Origin of the sequence: Phreatobacter sp., assembly GCF_016793595.1 — a bacterium.
GTDB lineage: Bacteria > Pseudomonadota > Alphaproteobacteria > Rhizobiales > Phreatobacteraceae > Phreatobacter.
Window position 1 is genome coordinate 335560 of sequence record NZ_JAEULY010000004.1, and the last position, 16196, is coordinate 351755.

At 68.3% G+C, this 16196-nt stretch carries 16 protein-coding genes and 1 other RNA gene; 13 read left to right on the top strand and 4 right to left on the bottom strand.

What is annotated here, in order from left to right; translation table 11 throughout:
- The first annotated feature begins 117 nt into the window (after nt 1-117).
- Together JNK84_RS05680 and JNK84_RS05685 are read left to right on the top strand one after the other, a co-directional pair.
- Nucleotides 118-651, top strand: a complete 534-nt coding sequence (locus JNK84_RS05680; protein WP_293421440.1) for a thermonuclease family protein — start codon at nt 118-120, stop codon at nt 649-651.
- 114 nt (nt 652-765) lie between these two features.
- A complete protein-coding gene (locus tag JNK84_RS05685) occupies nt 766-2958 on the top strand; it encodes an ATP-binding protein (protein WP_293421442.1) in 2193 nt (730 codons plus the stop codon).
- 74 nt (nt 2959-3032) lie between these two features.
- Here JNK84_RS05685 and JNK84_RS05690 read toward each other — a convergent pair whose 3' ends face one another.
- A complete protein-coding gene (locus tag JNK84_RS05690; RefSeq protein WP_293421444.1) occupies nt 3033-4265 on the bottom strand; it encodes an HlyD family secretion protein in 1233 nt (410 codons plus the stop codon).
- A 3-nt stretch (nt 4266-4268) separates the two neighbouring features.
- On the bottom strand, nt 4269-4781 hold the full coding sequence (locus JNK84_RS05695) for a hypothetical protein (RefSeq protein WP_293421446.1): 513 nt from the start codon (nt 4779-4781) through the stop codon (nt 4269-4271).
- Between the two features lie 230 nt (nt 4782-5011).
- Here JNK84_RS05695 and JNK84_RS05700 point away from each other — a divergent pair, with 230 nt between their 5' ends.
- Nucleotides 5012-6529, top strand: a complete 1518-nt coding sequence (locus JNK84_RS05700; RefSeq protein WP_293421448.1) for a malonate--CoA ligase — start codon at nt 5012-5014, stop codon at nt 6527-6529.
- Nucleotides 6530-6736: 207 nt separating this feature from the next.
- On the top strand, nt 6737-7546 hold the full coding sequence (locus JNK84_RS05705; protein WP_293421450.1) for an isocitrate lyase/PEP mutase family protein: 810 nt from the start codon (nt 6737-6739) through the stop codon (nt 7544-7546).
- Between the two features lie 126 nt (nt 7547-7672).
- Here JNK84_RS05705 and JNK84_RS05710 read toward each other — a convergent pair whose 3' ends face one another.
- On the bottom strand, nt 7673-9022 hold the full coding sequence (locus JNK84_RS05710) for a 3-carboxy-cis,cis-muconate cycloisomerase (protein WP_293421452.1): 1350 nt from the start codon (nt 9020-9022) through the stop codon (nt 7673-7675).
- 118 nt (nt 9023-9140) lie between these two features.
- Here JNK84_RS05710 and JNK84_RS05715 point away from each other — a divergent pair, with 118 nt between their 5' ends.
- From JNK84_RS05715 to JNK84_RS05740, 6 genes are all read left to right on the top strand, one after another.
- The gene (locus JNK84_RS05715; protein ID WP_293421454.1) at nt 9141-9368 is read left to right on the top strand and encodes a hypothetical protein; all 228 of its coding nucleotides are present in this window, start codon (nt 9141-9143) and stop codon (nt 9366-9368) included.
- A gap of 49 nt (nt 9369-9417) precedes the next feature.
- Nucleotides 9418-9802, top strand: an RNA gene (gene rnpB / locus JNK84_RS05720) — RNase P RNA component class A.
- Nucleotides 9803-9986: 184 nt separating this feature from the next.
- Complete coding sequence (locus JNK84_RS05725) at nt 9987-10406, top strand: thioredoxin family protein (protein WP_293421456.1); 420 nt, start codon at nt 9987-9989, stop codon at nt 10404-10406.
- Nucleotides 10407-10435: 29 nt separating this feature from the next.
- Nucleotides 10436-11155 carry a cytochrome c biogenesis CcdA family protein gene (locus JNK84_RS05730; RefSeq protein WP_293421458.1) on the top strand — a complete coding sequence of 240 codons (720 nt, stop codon included), beginning with the start codon at nt 10436-10438 and terminating at the stop codon, nt 11153-11155.
- Between the two features lie 125 nt (nt 11156-11280).
- Nucleotides 11281-11838, top strand: a complete 558-nt coding sequence (locus tag JNK84_RS05735) for a LemA family protein (protein ID WP_293421460.1) — start codon at nt 11281-11283, stop codon at nt 11836-11838.
- Nucleotides 11839-11854: 16 nt separating this feature from the next.
- Nucleotides 11855-12910 (top strand): M48 family metallopeptidase, encoded by a 1056-nt coding sequence (locus JNK84_RS05740; protein WP_293421462.1) that lies wholly within the window; start codon nt 11855-11857, stop codon nt 12908-12910.
- Here the strand turns inward: JNK84_RS05740 and JNK84_RS05745 are convergent, their stop codons facing one another.
- Nucleotides 12911-13150, bottom strand: a complete 240-nt coding sequence (locus tag JNK84_RS05745) for a hypothetical protein (protein ID WP_293421464.1) — start codon at nt 13148-13150, stop codon at nt 12911-12913.
- 381 nt (nt 13151-13531) lie between these two features.
- Between JNK84_RS05745 and JNK84_RS05750 the strand changes: the two genes are divergently transcribed.
- The 3 genes from JNK84_RS05750 (at nt 13532) to JNK84_RS05760 (ending at nt 16140) form a co-directional block, all read left to right on the top strand.
- The gene (locus tag JNK84_RS05750) at nt 13532-14680 is read left to right on the top strand and encodes an Acg family FMN-binding oxidoreductase (protein WP_293421466.1); all 1149 of its coding nucleotides are present in this window, start codon (nt 13532-13534) and stop codon (nt 14678-14680) included.
- Nucleotides 14677-15147, top strand: coding sequence for a MarR family winged helix-turn-helix transcriptional regulator (locus tag JNK84_RS05755; RefSeq protein ID WP_293421468.1), 471 nt, complete (start codon nt 14677-14679; stop codon nt 15145-15147). Before JNK84_RS05750 ends, JNK84_RS05755 begins: the two co-directional genes overlap by 4 nt.
- A gap of 81 nt (nt 15148-15228) precedes the next feature.
- Complete coding sequence (locus JNK84_RS05760; RefSeq protein ID WP_293421470.1) at nt 15229-16140, top strand: DMT family transporter; 912 nt, start codon at nt 15229-15231, stop codon at nt 16138-16140.
- The last annotated feature ends 56 nt before the right edge of the window (nt 16141-16196 follow it).

Consider the following 16196-nt stretch of genomic DNA (forward strand, 5'->3'; position numbering starts at 1 on the left):
CAACCCGCGTCCGAAATGTGGCAGGAGGTGATTAACGGCAGGTCGATATCCATGGTAAACGAACCATGAACAGACTGTCCCGCCCGCCGCGATTCGCGGCAATGCCAGACGCCCTCCATGGCCCGCTTCTCCGCCCGCCGGCACCGCGTGAACCGCGGCTTCGCGCTGCTATCGATGACGGCTTTCCTCGTCGCCGGCGGCGTCCTCGCCTATGCGCTCAGCATGCGCGCGCCGCGACCCCAGATCACCGGCCATGCGAGGATCATCGACGGCGACAGCCTGATGGTCGCGGGAACCGAGGTCCGGCTGTGGGGCATTGACGCGCCGGAACTGTTCCAGCGCTGCATGCGCGACGGCCGCGAGGTTCAATGCGGGCGCGAGGCCGCCCGGGCGCTGATCGCGATGGTGGCCGGCCAGCAGGTGACCTGCGACCGCCGCGACATGGATCGTTTCGGCCGGACCGTCGCGACCTGCCGCGTCGAGGCCGTCGATCTCGCGCAGGCCATGGTCAGCGCGGGCCATGCGGTCTCGTTCGGCGGCTATTATGCCGAGGAGGCGCAGGCCCGCGCCGGACGCCGCGGCCTGTGGGCCGGAGAGTTCATGCGCCCGCGCGAGTGGCGCGATCGCGGGCGCCCGCCCCCGGGCGCGTGAGGGCGGCGACTAACCGCCTCTGAACATGGCGGTTTCCGTGTACCGGTAACGTGACGTTAACCATACCGGGCGAGATTGGCCCGGCAGGCGGCCCGCCTGCGGCTGGACCCCTGCATGGCATCCCCTTCTCCGCATGATGTCTGGCCGGTGGCGGCTGCCCTTTCGATCCTCCTCGTTCTCGCCGGGCAGGTGACGCTGGAAAGCGGGCTGGTGCGCGCCAAGCACTCGGTCAACGTCGCGGCCAAGGCGCTGGTCCAGCTGGGCCTCGCCGTCCTGATCGCCTGGGCCTTCGGACACGGCATCATGAATGCCGGAGGCCCGCTGGCCGGCAACGGCCCCTTCCTGCCGGACGCGGCCTCGCCCGCAATCCTGTTCCACATGGTCCTGACGGCGGGTGCCGTGGCGATCCTGTCGGGCTCTACCGCGGAACGGACGACGCTGCGCGGCTACGCCGCCGTGGTCGCCATCCACGCACTGCTGATCGTGCCGCTGATCGCCCACTGGGCCTGGACCGGAACCGGCTGGCTGAAATCGATCGGGTTCGTCGATCTCGCCGGCAGCGGGGTCATCCATGTCGCTGGCGGCATGGCTGCCCTTGTCGCATCGGCCCTGATCGGCCCACGCACCGGACGGTTCGGTGGCGCGCGGCGGGTCGCGGTCGTCCAGAGCCAGGCCTTCCCCTTCGCCGCGCTCGGCGCCCTGCTGCTGTGGCTCGGCTGGTTCGGCTTCGCGCTCGGCCAGGCGCAGGCGGCAGGGGCTTCGCCCGCTGCCGTCGTGCTCAACCTGATGCTGGCCGGCGCCGCGGCGGTAGTCGCGGCCTTTGTCGCCAACCAGACCCGGCCCGCAACCGTCAGCGTCATCGACATGGTCCACGCGACCCTCGCGGGCGTCGTCGCGGCCTCGGCCGGCGCGCACCTGTTCGCGCCGCTCGGCGCGATTGCCGTCGGCGCGGCTGGAGCCGCGGCCGCGATCGCGGGGGCGCGGCTGATCCGCGCCATGGAGATCGACGACCCGCTCGGCACCGCCCCGGTTCACCTGTTCGCCGGCGCGCTCGGCCTCATGGCCGTCGCGCTGTGCGATCCGTCAAACCTTGCCGGCGGGCTTGCCGCGCAGGCGGTCGGTCTGCTCGCCATAACGACATGGTCGGCGGCGATCATGGCGGCGGGGCTGATCGCCGCGCGCTTCGCCGTCAAGCTGCGGGTCGATCAGGACCAGGAGCGGATCGGGCTCAACGTGTCAGAACACGCGATGACCACCGACGTCGCGATCCTCGTCAGCCAGCTCGGCTCGCTCGACCGCAATGCCGGCAGCTTCGCCTATCTCGAAGCCGACGCGGATGGCGAGCTCGGTCAGGTCGCGCGCGAATACAACCGCGCCATCGACATCTTCCAGGCCCAGATCCGTGGCGTGAAGGAAAAGCTCAACCTCGCCGAGGCCGCCGTCGACCAGGCGGACCGCACGACGGTCCGGCTCACGGAAGACCTTGCCGAGCGTGATCGCCAGCTGGAGGAAGCAACCCGGGAGGTCGCCTTCCTGACCGATCAGGTCGCCCGCTCGCTGGTCGCCGTCGAAAGCGTGCAGGGCATGCGGTCGGGCCTCGTCAAGCTGATCGGCCGGACGTTCCGCCAGCCGATCGAGCGCCTGCACCTGATGGCGAAGCGTGCCGGTTCCAGCCGCCATCAGGCCGACATCGACGCGCTGATCGAGGCGGCGCGCGAGGAATCGGCCCGTCTCGCCCGCCGGCTCGCCGACGTCATCGACTACGCGCAGGCGTCGAGCCTCGAGACGCCGCCGGTCGCCGACCGCGCGCCGATGGAGAAGCTGATCGGCGAGGTCAACCTGCTCTATCGCCCGCGCGCGGAGAGCAAGGGCGTCAAGCTGCGGGTGGTCTGGACGCCCGACGTGTCGTCCATGGCCGCCAGCGCCACCGCGCTCCGCAAGATCATGGGCGAACTCGTCTCCACCGCCATCGGCTCAACCCCGGAGGGGGGCCTCGTCAATTTCTCCGCGCGACGCGGGCCGGACGGCGAACTCGTCCTCGACGTGGTCGATTCCGGCTCGGGCCTGTCCCCGGGCCAGCTCGCGCAGGCGCTCGACCCGACCGCCGAGGCAGCCGGCGGCCAGGACGAGGGCGCGGGGATCGGGCTGGCTCTGGTCAAGCGGCTGGTCGAGATGCACGGCGGCGCATTGTCCATCCGCTCGCGGCTGGGCATCGGCACGCAGATGCGCGCGACACTGAAGGTGGACAGCCTCGGTGCGACCACCACGGGCCCCGGGCATGGCGGAACGGCGGCCTTCGGGACCTGAGCCCGAGAGGATTTCGGCGCCCCGGGCCGCCAGCAAAGGCGGCCCGCCCCACGCCCGCGCGATACGGCGGCGTCTCAATGCCCCCCGAGCACCAGCGTTCGGACCGGCAATACCAGCGCCTGTATGCGCAGGATCATGGCGTGCACCAGGGCCGTTGCGTCGACGACGTGAAGGAACAGCTTCCGGCCGGTCGAGATGCCAGGCCGATGCAGTTCCTCCTCGTGATTGCTGTACCCGTTGACGATGCAGGAACTGCCCGGCGGAACACCGTCGAGCACGCCGGGATAGAGCGGTTCGAGCACGGTCGTCAGTGTACCGGGACGGGCGAACTGCTGCGCATCGACCAGCTGGTCGCTCGCCCGCACCTGCCCGGCCGCGATCACCTCCTGCACGTCCGTCACCACCAGCGGGATGATCGTATAGGGTTTGCCGATACAGGTGGCCTCGGCGATCATCCCGCGCTTGATCACTTGCGCCTCGATCTGGCTGAAGCCGGCTATGAGCGTGGCGCGGCCGGCTTCCGTCGGCACCAGGATGCCCGCCGGCCGCAGTAGCGGATTGACCACCTCCCCGACGCGCAGCGTGAACTGCTGGACCGTCCCGGCGACCCCTGCCCGCACCACCGTCTTGTCGATGTCGATGCGCGCCTGCCGGGCCGCGGCCTCCGCGCTCGCCTTCTGCGCCGGTAGCAGCGTCGAGATTCTCGTCCGGAGCGACTCCTTGCTCGCAATGGCGGCCACGACAGCGCCCTTGCGCACATCAACGAGCGATTGCTGTCGATCGACGTCGCGCTGCGCGACGGCCCCGGCATTGCGGCGCTGCAACTCAAGCTGGCGGTTGAGGTCATCCTCCGCCTGCCGATGGGCCGCCTCCGCCTGCTGAATCTGACCGTCCGCGGCTGCCAGATCGGCAGTGGACACCGCGATCTGCGCGTCGATCTCCGCGATACGGCTGATCGCCGTATCGAGCGCGGCCTGATGCGCCGTGCTGTCCAGCCGGAACAGCGGCGCGCCGGCTTCGACCTTCTGGAAGCGGTTGACATAGACCTCCGCGACGCGGCCGCCCGTCTCTGGGAGGATGGTCACGGAGCGGAACGCGGTCGCGGCGTTCGTTGTCGACGGGTGGAAATAGAAGATCACCGTGATGAGGGCGACGGTCAGCAGGATGCAGGCGGTGATGCCGCGCCGCAATTCGAACCACATGGAGAACAGCGTGATCTCGCTTCCGATCCGTTTGCCCTGCCAGTAACGGCGATAGAGATAGTCGGGCAGGATGGTGACCATGGAGCACAGGATGAATTCAAACATGGCTCAGGCCTTTCCATCGGTCCGCGTGGCCGGTCCGGCGCCCGGCGCAGGTGGCGGAGGCGCCGCGGGCGGTGTCGGGGGAGCCGCCGCCACGACCGGCTGTGCGGGCTCCGGAATCGGCTTCGCCTCGGGCGGCGGGACGGTGACAGGCGGTGCATCGAGTGCAATGACGGCGCGCTGCGCGATCGTGTCGAGCGAGCGCGACATCGAGTTCAAGGGCGTGACGAAATCAGGAATCTCGGCCATCGCGAGCAGGAGCGCGGCGATCCAGAAGAGATTGTTGTGGGTGAACAGCGCGATCAGCGACAGGACGGCGACAATCTGAAGCTGCGCCTTCTCCGTCTGGTGGGCGATGTGCTCGGGAAGCGCGTGCAGCCGCAGATAAACATTGCCGATGGCGAAGGCCATCAGGACCAGAACGACCGCGACGACATTGAAAAGGACGTCCGTTTGCCCCGGCGCGGTGATGAAGGCCGGCAAGTGCTTGATCGCAACCGGATGCAGAACTGGGTCCATTTTCGCGCTCTCCCTATGCGGTCCATGAGCTCAGGCGGGGGTCAGAACGAGCGCCTGCGCGAGCGGTCGGTTCGTCAGGCCGTCCGATGAAAGCCCAGCGATCCGGTCCGGGCAAGCCGGTCGAATAGCCCGCCGGGCCCTTAGGGAATGGCCACCACCGCCCGCCCCCTCGACCTCGCCGGGCAGATGCGGCATGGTCCGGCCCTCCCGTTCCTGCGCATCGCTGAGCCATGGCCAATCATCTGTTCGACCTGATCCGCCTCTACGGCACCGATACCGCCAAGACCTTCATCGAGACCGAGGACGGCACGCGGTTCACCTATGAGGATCTGTTCGCCGCCACCGGGCGCTTCGCGAATGCGCTGGTCGCCGCCGGCGTCAAACCGGGCGACCGGGTGGCTGTGCAGGTGGAAAAATCGCCGGGGGCGATCTTCCTTTACCTCGCCTGCGTCAGGGCCGGCGCCATCTTCCTGCCGCTCAACACCGGCTACACCTTCGCCGAGCTCGAATATTTCCTCTCCGACGCCGAACCGGCGCTCGTCGTCTGCGATCCGACCCGGCGCGAGGGCATTGCCGGGATCGCCGCCAAGACCGGCGTGCCGGCGGTCGAGACCCTCGGGCGGGCGAAGGACGGTTCGCTCTGGCACAAGGCGAGCGCCGAGAAGCCGGCCTTCGACACGGTCTCGCGCGGGCCGGACGACCTCGCCGCCATCCTCTACACGTCGGGAACCACCGGGCGCTCCAAGGGCGCCATGCTGACCCACGACAATCTCGCCTCCAACGCCCTGACGCTGAAGGACTACTGGAAGTTCACCAGCGACGACGTGCTGCTGCACGCCTTGCCGATCTTCCACACGCACGGCCTGTTCGTCGCCACCAACACGATCCTGATGGCCGGCGCCTCCATGCTGTTCCTGCCGAAGTTCGACGCCGACAAGGTGTTCGAACTGATGCCGCGCGCCACCACGATGATGGGCGTGCCGACCTTCTACGTGCGCCTCGTGCAGGACGAGCGGCTGACCCAGCACGCCACGCGCCACATGCGCCTGTTCGTCTCGGGCTCGGCGCCGCTGCTGGCCGAGACGCACCGCGCGTTCAAGGAGAAAACCGGCCAGGCGATCCTCGAACGCTACGGCATGACCGAGACCAACATGAACACCTCCAACCCCTATGACGGCGAGCGCATCGCCGGCACGGTGGGCTTTCCGCTACCCGGCGTGTCGCTGCGCGTCGCCGATCCCGAGACCGGTGCGAAACTGGCGCAGGGCGAGATCGGCATGATCGAGGTGAAGGGGCCGAACGTCTTCAAGGGCTACTGGCGGATGCCGGAGAAGACCGCCGCCGAGTTCCGCGAGGACGGGTTCTTCATCACCGGCGACCTCGGCATGATCGACGACAGCGGTTATGTCCACATCGTCGGCCGCGGCAAGGATCTCGTGATTACCGGCGGCTACAACGTCTATCCGAAGGAGATCGAGACCGAGATCGACGGCATGGCCGGCGTGGTCGAGAGCGCTGTCATCGGCGTGCCGCATCCCGATTTCGGTGAAGGCGTCACCGCCGTCGTGGTGGCGGAAAAGGGCGCGAAGCTGGACGAGCGCGTCATCCTCGGCGCTCTCGAAGGCCGGCTCGCCAAGTTCAAGCTGCCGAAGCGGGTGATCGTGGTCGACGACCTGCCGCGCAACACCATGGGCAAGGTGCAGAAGAACCTGCTGCGCGATGCCTACAAGGGCATTTACGGCGGCTAGCAGGCGGCCGACCGACCAGCCTCGCATTCTGATGCGACCCCGGCGGGCGATGGCGCCGGATCTGGCCAAACCAAGCTGATCCCGTGACGCGGCCTCCGCCAGCCTCAAACTCCGCCAATCATTTTGTTCTTGTTTTGTTCTTAGCGATGTGATCAGATCGGGCCTGAAAGCCGGTGTCGAAATTGAACGTCTGACTGCGAGGAACGGATGCCCACGATTTCGGAGAAGGCTCGGGCGTTCAGGGCGCTGCACGAAGGCACGGAGGCCTTCGCGATCCCCAATCCCTGGGATCGGGGCTCTGCACTGCTGTTGCAGGGGCTGGGCTTCGAGGCGCTCGCCACGACCAGCCTCGGCCTCGCGAACATGATGGGGAAGAAACGGGCCACGCTGCAGGAGGTGCTCGACAATTGCAGGGTTATCGCAGAGGCGACGGACCTGCCGGTGAACGTCGATCTTGAAAACTGCTTCGCCGACGATCCGGCGGAGGCAGCGAAAGCCATCGCGCTGGCGCAGGAATATGGCGCTGTCGGCGGCTCCATCGAGGACAGCTCCGGGGACCCCTCATCTCCGATCTACGCGCTCTCGCTGGCGGTCGAGCGGGTTCAGGCGGCTGTGGAAACCGCTCGGTCCCTGCCGGTTCCGTTCATGCTGACGGCGAGAGCGGAGAATTTCCTGCACGGCCGGCGCGATCTGGACGACACGATCAGGCGCCTGCAGGCTTTCGAGCAGGCCGGAGCGGATGTGCTGTATGCGCCGGGCCTGCATACGCTCGAGGAGATCAGGACGGTCGTCGGAGCGGTGAAGCGGCCGTTCAATGTGGTCATGGGGTTCGCCGACCCGTCCATCACCATGAAGCAGCTCAGCGAGGCGGGCGTTCGCAGGGTCAGCATCGGCGGCGGCCTGTCGCGGATCGCGTTGCAGTCATTCCTGACGGCGGCCACGGAGATGCGTGAGGGCAGGTTCGACTTCGTCGCGGGTCTGAAGCCTTTGGGTGAGTTGCAGCGTCATTTCGACTGACCGCCGGGGACAGACGCTCTCTGGAGGGCAATAACGTTGAAGGGGCCGATGTCAGCCGCCTTGCAAGCCCCCGTTCCGCGGATTTTCCGAGTCGCCGGGATCAACGTCTCGATTGGCCCGGCGAAGCTATCGCTGCCCTTCGTAATGCGCCAACACGCGATCAACAAAGGTGGCGGAAGCGCCGAGATAGCTGGCGGGGTCAAGCAGTTCGGCGAGCTTCTCGCGCGGTGCGTGGCGGGTGATCTCGCCATCCTCGGCGAGGACGTCGAGCAGCGCCCTGCCCTCGACCACGGCCTTGCGGCAGGCGGCTTCGATCCGGTCATGGGCGACGAGGCGGCCGAGGGTGGGCGCCAGCGCCATCTGCACGGCCTCGGCCATGAGGAGGCCGCCGGTGGCGGCGAGATTGGCGCGCATGCGCTCGGGCTTCACCTCGAGGCCTTCCAGCAGCTCGACAAGGCGGGCGACCACTCCGCCCGTCAGGCGCGCCAGCTCGGGCAGCGCCAGCCACTCGGACTGCCAGCCGCCGGCGAAGCGCTCGTGCTCGCCGGAGCCTCCTGCGGCAACCGCCGCCAGAAGCTGGGGGGCAAGGCCCGCCGCGCCGAGGATGATCGCGGACAAAGCGGGGTTGCGCTTGTGCGGCATGGTGGAGGAGCCGCCCCGGCCGGGCGCTGCCGGCTCCAGAACCTCGCCGATCTCGGTCTGCATCATCAGCGCGATGTCACGCGCCGCCTTGGCCGAGGTCGCGACGATCCCGGCGAACAGGCTGGCTGCCTCCAGCACCCGGTCGCGCTGGCCGTGCCATGGCGCATCGGGCAACGTCAGGCCGAGCCGGTCGGCCAGCAGGCGGGCCACATCCGGCCCCTTGCCGCCGAGCGAGGCGAGCGTACCCGCCGCGCCGCCGAATTGCAGCGCCAGCACGCGCGGGCGCGCCTCGCCGATCCGCTCGGCGTGGCGCATGAGCGCGTCGAGCGTGCCGGCGACCTTCAGGCCGAAAGTGATGGGCAGGGCCTGCTGCAGCCAGGTGCGGCCGGCCATGGGCGTTTCGCGGTGCGCCTTCGCGAGCTTCGCCGCCGCCGCCATGGCGCGGGCGAGATCGGCCTCGATGAGATCGAAGGCGTCGCGCAGCTGGAGGACGAGGCCGGTGTCCATCGCGTCCTGGCTGGTCGCGCCGTAATGGACCCATTTGGCGGCTTCCGCGTCGGATTTCGCGACCAGGGCGGTCAGCATCTTGACCAGCGGGATGGCGGTATTGCCGGCGACCCCGGCTGCGTCGGCCAGTACCACGCCATCGAGAAGCCGCGCGTCGCAAGCCGCCGCGATGGGAGCGGCAGCGGCAGGGGGGATGACGCCCGCATCGGCCTCCGCCGCCGCCAGCGCCGCCTCGAAGGCCAGCATCGCCCCGATGGTTGCGTCGGCCGACCAGACCGCGTCCATGGCCGGCGAACCGAACAGGGGGCTGAGCAATTGGACGGGCATGGGCGTTCCTGCTGATATGGCCGCCCGCGAGGCTTAGCAGAGGCCCGCCTTGCCCCCAAGCGCCGGAACCCCGCTGACGCCCGCAGGTTGTTATGCCCGAGACAAAGAGGAGAGACGGATGACTGCCACCCGAAAGGCCGACGAGCTCCAGAAACAGGGCACCCGTGAGTTCGACGAGGCCGTCGCGGGCAAGGGTCCCAAAATGCCGCCGCGCGAGGCCGATTGCGAAACCAATGCGGAACTCGACGAGGAGCTGGAAGAGAGCTTCCCCGCGAGCGACCCGCCGAAGGTTTCATCGAAATCCGCCGGTCTCGGCGCGCCGAAGGGCCGCCAGTCCGCCGACTGAACCGGCATTCGCCTTGACAGGCCCGGCCGATTGCCGCAGGTCACGTGCATCAGCCGGCCGGACGGCCGCCGCCGCATCACCCGAAAGGGCGCGGGGGAGGAAAGTCCGGGCTCCACGGAACCACGGTGCCGGATAACGTCCGGCGGGGGCGACCCCAGGGACAGTGCCACAGAGAAGAGACCGCCGGGGCATGCCCCGGCAAGGGTGAAACGGTGGGGTAAGAGCCCACCGCGCGACCGGCAACGGAAGCGGCATGGCAAACCCCACCGGGAGCAAAACCGAATAGGGACGGCAGGGGGCGACCCCGGGCGTGGATCCGCGCCGCCGTCCGGGTAGGTTGCCAGAGCGTCCGAGCAATCGGGCGCCTAGAGGAATGGCCGTCGCGCGGGAGAAATCCCGCCCCACAGAACCCGGCTTACAGGCCGACTGATATGTTGAGAGGCCCCGGCGGGACACCGTTCGGGGCCTCGCCATGTCAGGCCGCCGCGCGCCCGCGTTCGCCGCATCGTCGCAACGCCCGCGCGTAACATCTTGCGCCCCACGCCCGTAGGAACCTCGACGCCGATGCCCATGCGCCGGCGCTTCAAGGTTCAAGGGAAAGCCATGATGGGAAACGCCATGACCGGGAATGCCAGGATCCACCGCCGCTCGCTGCTGATCGCCTGCGTCACCGCCGGCATCGCCGCCGCGCTCCCGGCATCCGCCATGCCGCAGCGCTTCACGCAGGCGGCCTTCGACGCGGCCCGGACGGCCGGCAAACCCATCCTCGTCGAGGTGACGGCTCCATGGTGTCCGGTCTGCCGCGCGCAGAAACCGATCCTCTCGCGCCTGACCGCCGAGGATCGATTCCGCGACCTCGTCGTGCTGGAGGTCGATTTCGACAGCCAGAAGGATGTCGTGCGCGCCTTCAACGTGCAGAAGCAATCGACCCTCATCGTGTTCAGGGGGATGCAGGAACGCGGCCGCTCCACCGGCGACACCAATGCCGGCTCGATCGCCGCGCTGGTGGCGAAGAGCATCGACATGGCTCGCATGTGACCCTCTGAGACCGGCAGGGAGGCACGGCCATGCTCGCCACACTCGGTTTCGCGTTCCTGGCGGGGGTCGTGTCGATCCTGTCGCCATGCGTCCTGCCGATCCTGCCCATCGTGCTCGGGGGCGCGGCCTCCGAGCACCGGCAAGGCCCGCTAGCGCTTGCCGCGGGCCTCGCCCTGTCCTTCACGATGATTGGCCTGTTCGTCGCGACAATCGGCTTCTCCATCGGGCTGGACCTCGACGTGTTCCGCGTCTTCGCGGCGCTCGTCATGCTGGCGCTCGGCCTTGCCATGCTGGTGCCGGCCGCCGGCGCGCGTCTTGCGACGGCGGCGGGGCCGCTGTCCGACTGGACGCAGTCGCGGTTCGGCGGTTTCGACCGTTCCGGCCTTTCCGGGCAGTTCGGCGCGGGCCTGCTGCTCGGCGCGGTCTGGAGCCCCTGCGTCGGGCCGACGCTGGGCGCGGCATCGCTGATGGCGGCGCGCGGGGAGAATATCGGGCAGGTCGGCCTGACGATGCTGGCCTTCGGGCTCGGAGCGGGACTGCCGCTCGCGGCGCTCGGGGCGCTTTCGCGTGAACGCCTGCTCAGCCTCCGGGCGCGCATGATGGCGGCCGGCCAGGGCGCGAAGACGGCTCTGGGCCTCGCGGTCGTCGTCGTCGCCCTGCTGGTCCTGACGGGCTACGACAAGGCGATCGAGGCGGCGCTGGTCGCGGCCTCGCCCGACTGGCTGACGACGCTCACCACGCGCTTCTGACCGCCGCGTGACAGAACCGTGTCCATCCCGCCATCCGCCTGAAACACCGTGCGACGAAGCTACCTTTGCGCGTGCAGTGCGCTCATGACACTCTGCCGCAGCGACATTGGAAGCAGGAGCACCTTATGGGCTGGGCCATCCTCGGCATTCTCGCCGCGCTCGTCGTCTACGCCATCTACACCTACAATGGCCTGGTGGGCCTGAGGCAGCGGGTCAACCAGGCCTTCGCCGACATCGACGTTCAGCTCAAGCAGCGCCACGACCTGATCCCGAACCTCGTCGAAACCGTGAAGGGCTATGCCTCGCACGAGAAATCGACGCTCGATGCCGTCATTGCCGCTCGCAACGCGGCGCAGGGCGCGCACGGACCTTCAGCGCAGGCCGCCGCCGAGCAGCAGCTCTCGGGCGCGGTCGGCCGGCTCATGGCGCTCGGCGAGGCCTATCCGGACCTGAAAGCCAGCGCCAATTTCCAGCAGCTTCAGGTCGATCTCGGCAATGTCGAGGACAAGCTTGCCGCCGCCCGCCGCTTCTTCAACAACGCGGTCAGCGAGTTCAACGCGTCGATCCAGGCTTTTCCGGCCGTGCTGTTCGCCGCCGGCATGGGCTTCACCCAGCGCGAGTTCTTCGATGTCGGACCGGAGACGCGCGGCCAGATCGAGCAAGCGCCGACCGTGAAATTCTGAGCGCGGCGCCAAGGCCATGCTCGGCGAGGCCTACGGGCTCTACGGCCATATCCGCAACAACCGCATCCGCTCGGCGTTCCTGCTCGCCGGGCTGTTCCTGCTCGCCTATGTGCTGACCTTCGGCGTGATCCTGATCGGCTACGGCATGTCGGGCTATCACATCGGCGCCTATGTGATGTGGGAGACATGGCGGGTCTTCCTCACCGCCCTGCCCTTCGTAACGGCGGCGACGCTCCTTTGGGTGTTCATCGGCTTCCGGTTCAATGTCGCGCTGATCGACAAGATGACCGGTGCGCAGCCGCTGACAGCGGCGGAGAATCCCAAGCTCCACCGGATGCTGGAAAATCTCTGCATATCGCGCGGCCTGAAGACGCCGAAGCTCGCAATCCTGCAAAGCGACGCGCTCAACGCCTTCGCGTCCGGCGTCAACGACAAGCAGTTCACGGTGACGGTGACGACCGGTCTGCTCAACGCCCTCGACGACAAGGAAGTCGAGGCGGTTCTCGCCCATGAACTCACGCACATCCGCAACGGCGACGTCCGGCTGATGATCATCGCGGTGGTGATCTCCGGCGTCATCTCGCTGGTCGGCGAACTGGTATTCCGTACGTTCCTGCGCGGCGGCATCCGCTCGTCGTCGTCCGACAGCGACCGCAAGGGCGGCGCGCTGATCGCGGTGCTGATCGGCGTGGCGCTGGTGGTGGTCGCCTGGGTGCTGGCGATCGTGGTGCGGCTGTCGCTGTCGCGCTCGCGGGAATATCTTGCCGATGCCGGCGCGGTGGAGCTGACCAAGAACCCGGACGCGATGATCTCGGCGCTTCTGAAGATCTCGGGGCGGGCCGATATCGACGGCGTGCCCTCGGGCGTCATGGACATGTGTTTCGAGAACGATCCGGACGATTTCGCCGACCTGTTCTCGACCCACCCCTCGATCACCAAGCGCGTTCAGGCGCTGGTGGAGAAGGCGGGCGGACGCATGCCGGACATGCCGCCCCATCCGCCGGAGATGCAGCAGCGGCCGGACCTGCCGAGCATCGTCAGATCCAGCAGCTGGGGCAAAAGCCAGAACTGATCAGCACGCCATCCGGATGCGCGTGGTCGTGCAGCCGATGCTCGGCACACCCCGATTGGACGAGCAATAGCCGTCTCCGGGCGTCAGGCCGAAGATGCGCCGCTGGCCGCCGGCCGGCACCGTGACGACCGCTGTCTGGCCGTTGCGGTAGAACAGGCGGAACCAGCATGTCGGGCTGACACCGGGGCTGCAGGTAAAGCGCGCCGTGCAGGCCTCGGCGACGCCACTTGCAGCGATCATGACCCCAAGGCCAAGCATCGCGGCAGCCGCTGTTCGGGATATCCAGTAGCCAGGCATGCTCATTCCTCTGCAATAACAATAATGGTAACCAAATACGGCGCACCAAACAGTCTATTCGACAGCCTCGCCTTGGGTAAAGCGACCTTGCACTCACAACTACCGAGACCGGTTCACGGCTCCCGGACATGATGAACTTGGCAGCCGATCAAGCGATGATCTGTATGCCTTCCGCGCCAGCGCCCGGCCGCGTGTCCGCGAGACCTCGCGCCGACAGGCGTACGCATCCCCGCCAATGATGCTGGTTAGATATCGAACATTCTTGACATCTCATGTGATTAGATATCAAATTATCTAGTTCGATCCCTAACCATATGAGCTGTCATGAACCGCCGCCTGTTCCTCGTCTCCGCCGGCACGACCGGACTTGTCGCCGTCGCCGGCATGTCCGCCTTCAGCCTGACCCGCACGCCGACCGCCGCCCTTGCGCCCTGGACGGAGGCCGGAGCCGACCGCGGCGACCCGCGCCGCTTCGTCGTCGCGCACGCCGTGCTCGCGCCGAATCCGCACAACCGTCAGCCTTGGATCGTCGAGCTCACCAGACCACTGACGATGACGCTCTGGTGCGATCTCGACCGCCGGCTGCCGCACACCGATCCGTTCGACCGCCAGATCGTGATCGGCCTCGGCTGTTTCACCGAGATCGCCAGCCTTGCCGCCGGGGCCATCGGGTATCGGCTCGACGTGGCCGCATTCCCGGAAGGCGAGCCGCAGCCGCGCCTCGATCGGCGGCCGGTCGCCCATCTGACGCTGGTCCGCGACGAAGCCGCCCGTCCGGACCCGCTGTTCGGTCAGATCAAGGCGCGCCGGTCCACCAAGCGGCCGTTCGACATGGCGAAACCAGTTCCGGTATCGGCGCTGGCGCAGTTGCAGGCCCTGTCCGGACCGCTCGCGGCCGTCGCGGCGCTGACGGCCCCCGATGCGGTCGCGCGCGTACGCGCGCTCGCGTGGGAGGCTTGGGAGATCGAGGCGAAGACGGCCCGCACCCATCAGGAGAGCGTCGATCTCATGCGCATCGGCCGGCGCGAGATCGAGGCCAATCCGGACGGCATCTCGCTCGGCGGCCCGTTCCTCGAAGGGCTGTCGCTGATCGGCCAGCTGTCGCGGGCGCAGCTCGCCGATCCCGCGTCCTCGGCCTACCGGATGGGCGCGGACATGTATCGCGCGATGCTGGCGGCGACGCCGGCCTATTGCATGGTGGTCGCGCCAGACGAGAGCCGCGCCGGCCAGTTCGCTGCCGGCCGCGCCTATCTGCGCGCCAATCTGGCAGCGGCGGCGGCCGGCCTGTCGCTCCACCCGGTCAGCCAGGCGCTGCAGGAATTTCCGGAAATGGCTGGTGTGAAGGCGCGTCTTGAAGCCGCGCTTGGCATCGCGGCTCCGAATCGACTGCACATGCTGGCGCGGCTCGGCTACGGTCCTGCCGTTCCGCAGACGCCGCGCTGGGCGGCCTCGACCCGCATCAGGACCGCATGAGCCGCACAGACGACACGATCGACGTCGCATTTCGCGTCTTCAACGAGATCGGCATCGTCAGCCAGCTCGCCGCGACGGCGTTCGAGCGGATCATGCCGGCCGGGATGACGCTGGCCCAGTTCACCGTGCTCAACCATTTCGCGCGGCTGGGCGGAGAGAGGCGGCCAACCGATCTTGCCCGGGCTTTCCAGGTCACCAAGGCGACCATGACCTCGACCTTGCAGAAGCTTGACGCGAAGGCGCTCGTCGCGGTGACATCCGATGCCCGCGACGGCCGGGGCCGGCTGGTTTCCCTGACCGACGCCGGGCGCGCCATGCATGCCGACTGCATCGCGCGCCTGCACCCCATGCTGCGGGAACTCGTCGGCGCCATCGGGCCGGAACCATTCAAGGCGGCGCTTGATCCCCTCACGCGCCTTCGCGAGACGCTCGACGCCATGCGCGAGGGCGGCAATCCCGGGCGCTGATCGTTGCCATCACGGAAATGCGCTTGCGGCGACGGCATGGCGTGAGGGATCGTCGCGCGCATCTCGTTCCGCGGCGCGCCAATGACCTCGACGACACCTTCGGCCGGCTCCGGCACTGCTCCTGCGCCGCATACCCTGCTCGGGCTGGCGCTCGGCTTCGTCGGGGTCGTCATTTTCGGCGCAACCCTGCCGGCGACGCGGGTCGCGGTCGGCCACATGGACCCGTGGTTCGTCGCGCTGGGACGCGCGGCGGCGGCCGGTCTGATCGCGGTCGCGGTTCTGGCGGTGCTGAGGCGCCCCCTGCCCCCGAGGCGCGATCTCAGCCGCTACGCGGTCGTGGCGCTGTGCCTGATCGCCGGGTTTCCCGGGTTCTCCTCGCTCGCAATGGTCACAGTGCCGGCGAGCCATGGCGGCGTGGTGATCGGCATCCTGCCGCTCGGCACCGCGATTGCCGCGGCGCTCGTCGCGCGCGAGCGCCCGTCGATAGGCTTCTGGCTGACGGGGCTCGCGGGAGCCGCGCTCGTGCTCGTCTTCACGTTCCGGCAAGCTGGCGGATTTCACGTCTCGCCGGGCGATCTGTTCCTCGTCGTGGCGGTCGCCGCGGCGGCGATCGGCTATACGGTCAGCGGCATGCTCACGCGCACCCGCCCGGGATGGGAAGTGGTCTCGTGGATGCTGGTGCTCGCCCTGCCCGTGACGCTGCCCCTCGCGTGGTGGCTTGCGCCGGCCGAGCCGGCCTCGGTGCCGGCGGCGGCATGGTGGAGCTTCGCCTACGTCGCCCTGTTCAGCCAGTATCTCGGCTTCTTCTTCTGGAATGCCGGCCTCGCCTTGGGCGGGATCGCGCGCGTCGGCCAGATTCAGCTCCTTCAACCTTTCGTGACACTCGGCATCGCCGCGACACTGAACCGAGAACCGGTGGGCGCGGATACGCTTTTGTTCGCCGTGGCGGTCGCCGCATGCGTTCTCGCGGGCAGCCGGATGAAGGCGCGCTGACGCCGGAGGCCAACCGTTGCGGGTGGCCTTTGGCAGGCCGTTTGCGTTAGGATCGC

Excerpts from the sequence above, each read along its gene's own strand:
- JNK84_RS05715 (WP_293421454.1), top strand. The coding sequence starts at position 9,141 with ATGACTGCCACCCGAAAGGCCGACGAGCTCCAGAAACAGGGCACCCGT.
- JNK84_RS05755 (WP_293421468.1), top strand. The coding sequence starts at position 14,677 with ATGAGCCGCACAGACGACACGATCGACGTCGCATTTCGCGTCTTCAAC.
- JNK84_RS05740 (WP_293421462.1), top strand. The coding sequence starts at position 11,855 with ATGCTCGGCGAGGCCTACGGGCTCTACGGCCATATCCGCAACAACCGC.
- JNK84_RS05730 (WP_293421458.1), top strand. The coding sequence starts at position 10,436 with ATGCTCGCCACACTCGGTTTCGCGTTCCTGGCGGGGGTCGTGTCGATC.
- JNK84_RS05735 (WP_293421460.1), top strand. The coding sequence starts at position 11,281 with ATGGGCTGGGCCATCCTCGGCATTCTCGCCGCGCTCGTCGTCTACGCC.
- JNK84_RS05685 (WP_293421442.1), top strand. The coding sequence starts at position 766 with ATGGCATCCCCTTCTCCGCATGATGTCTGGCCGGTGGCGGCTGCCCTT.
- JNK84_RS05760 (WP_293421470.1), top strand. The coding sequence starts at position 15,229 with ATGACCTCGACGACACCTTCGGCCGGCTCCGGCACTGCTCCTGCGCCG.
- JNK84_RS05700 (WP_293421448.1), top strand. The coding sequence starts at position 5,012 with ATGGCCAATCATCTGTTCGACCTGATCCGCCTCTACGGCACCGATACC.
- JNK84_RS05750 (WP_293421466.1), top strand. The coding sequence starts at position 13,532 with ATGAACCGCCGCCTGTTCCTCGTCTCCGCCGGCACGACCGGACTTGTC.
- JNK84_RS05680 (WP_293421440.1), top strand. The coding sequence starts at position 118 with ATGGCCCGCTTCTCCGCCCGCCGGCACCGCGTGAACCGCGGCTTCGCG.
- JNK84_RS05725 (WP_293421456.1), top strand. The coding sequence starts at position 9,987 with ATGACCGGGAATGCCAGGATCCACCGCCGCTCGCTGCTGATCGCCTGC.
- JNK84_RS05745 (WP_293421464.1), bottom strand. The coding sequence starts at position 13,150 with ATGATCGCTGCAAGTGGCGTCGCCGAGGCCTGCACGGCGCGCTTTACC.
- JNK84_RS05690 (WP_293421444.1), bottom strand. The coding sequence starts at position 4,265 with ATGTTTGAATTCATCCTGTGCTCCATGGTCACCATCCTGCCCGACTAT.
- JNK84_RS05695 (WP_293421446.1), bottom strand. The coding sequence starts at position 4,781 with ATGGACCCAGTTCTGCATCCGGTTGCGATCAAGCACTTGCCGGCCTTC.
- JNK84_RS05710 (WP_293421452.1), bottom strand. The coding sequence starts at position 9,022 with ATGCCCGTCCAATTGCTCAGCCCCCTGTTCGGTTCGCCGGCCATGGAC.
- JNK84_RS05705 (WP_293421450.1), top strand. The coding sequence starts at position 6,737 with ATGCCCACGATTTCGGAGAAGGCTCGGGCGTTCAGGGCGCTGCACGAA.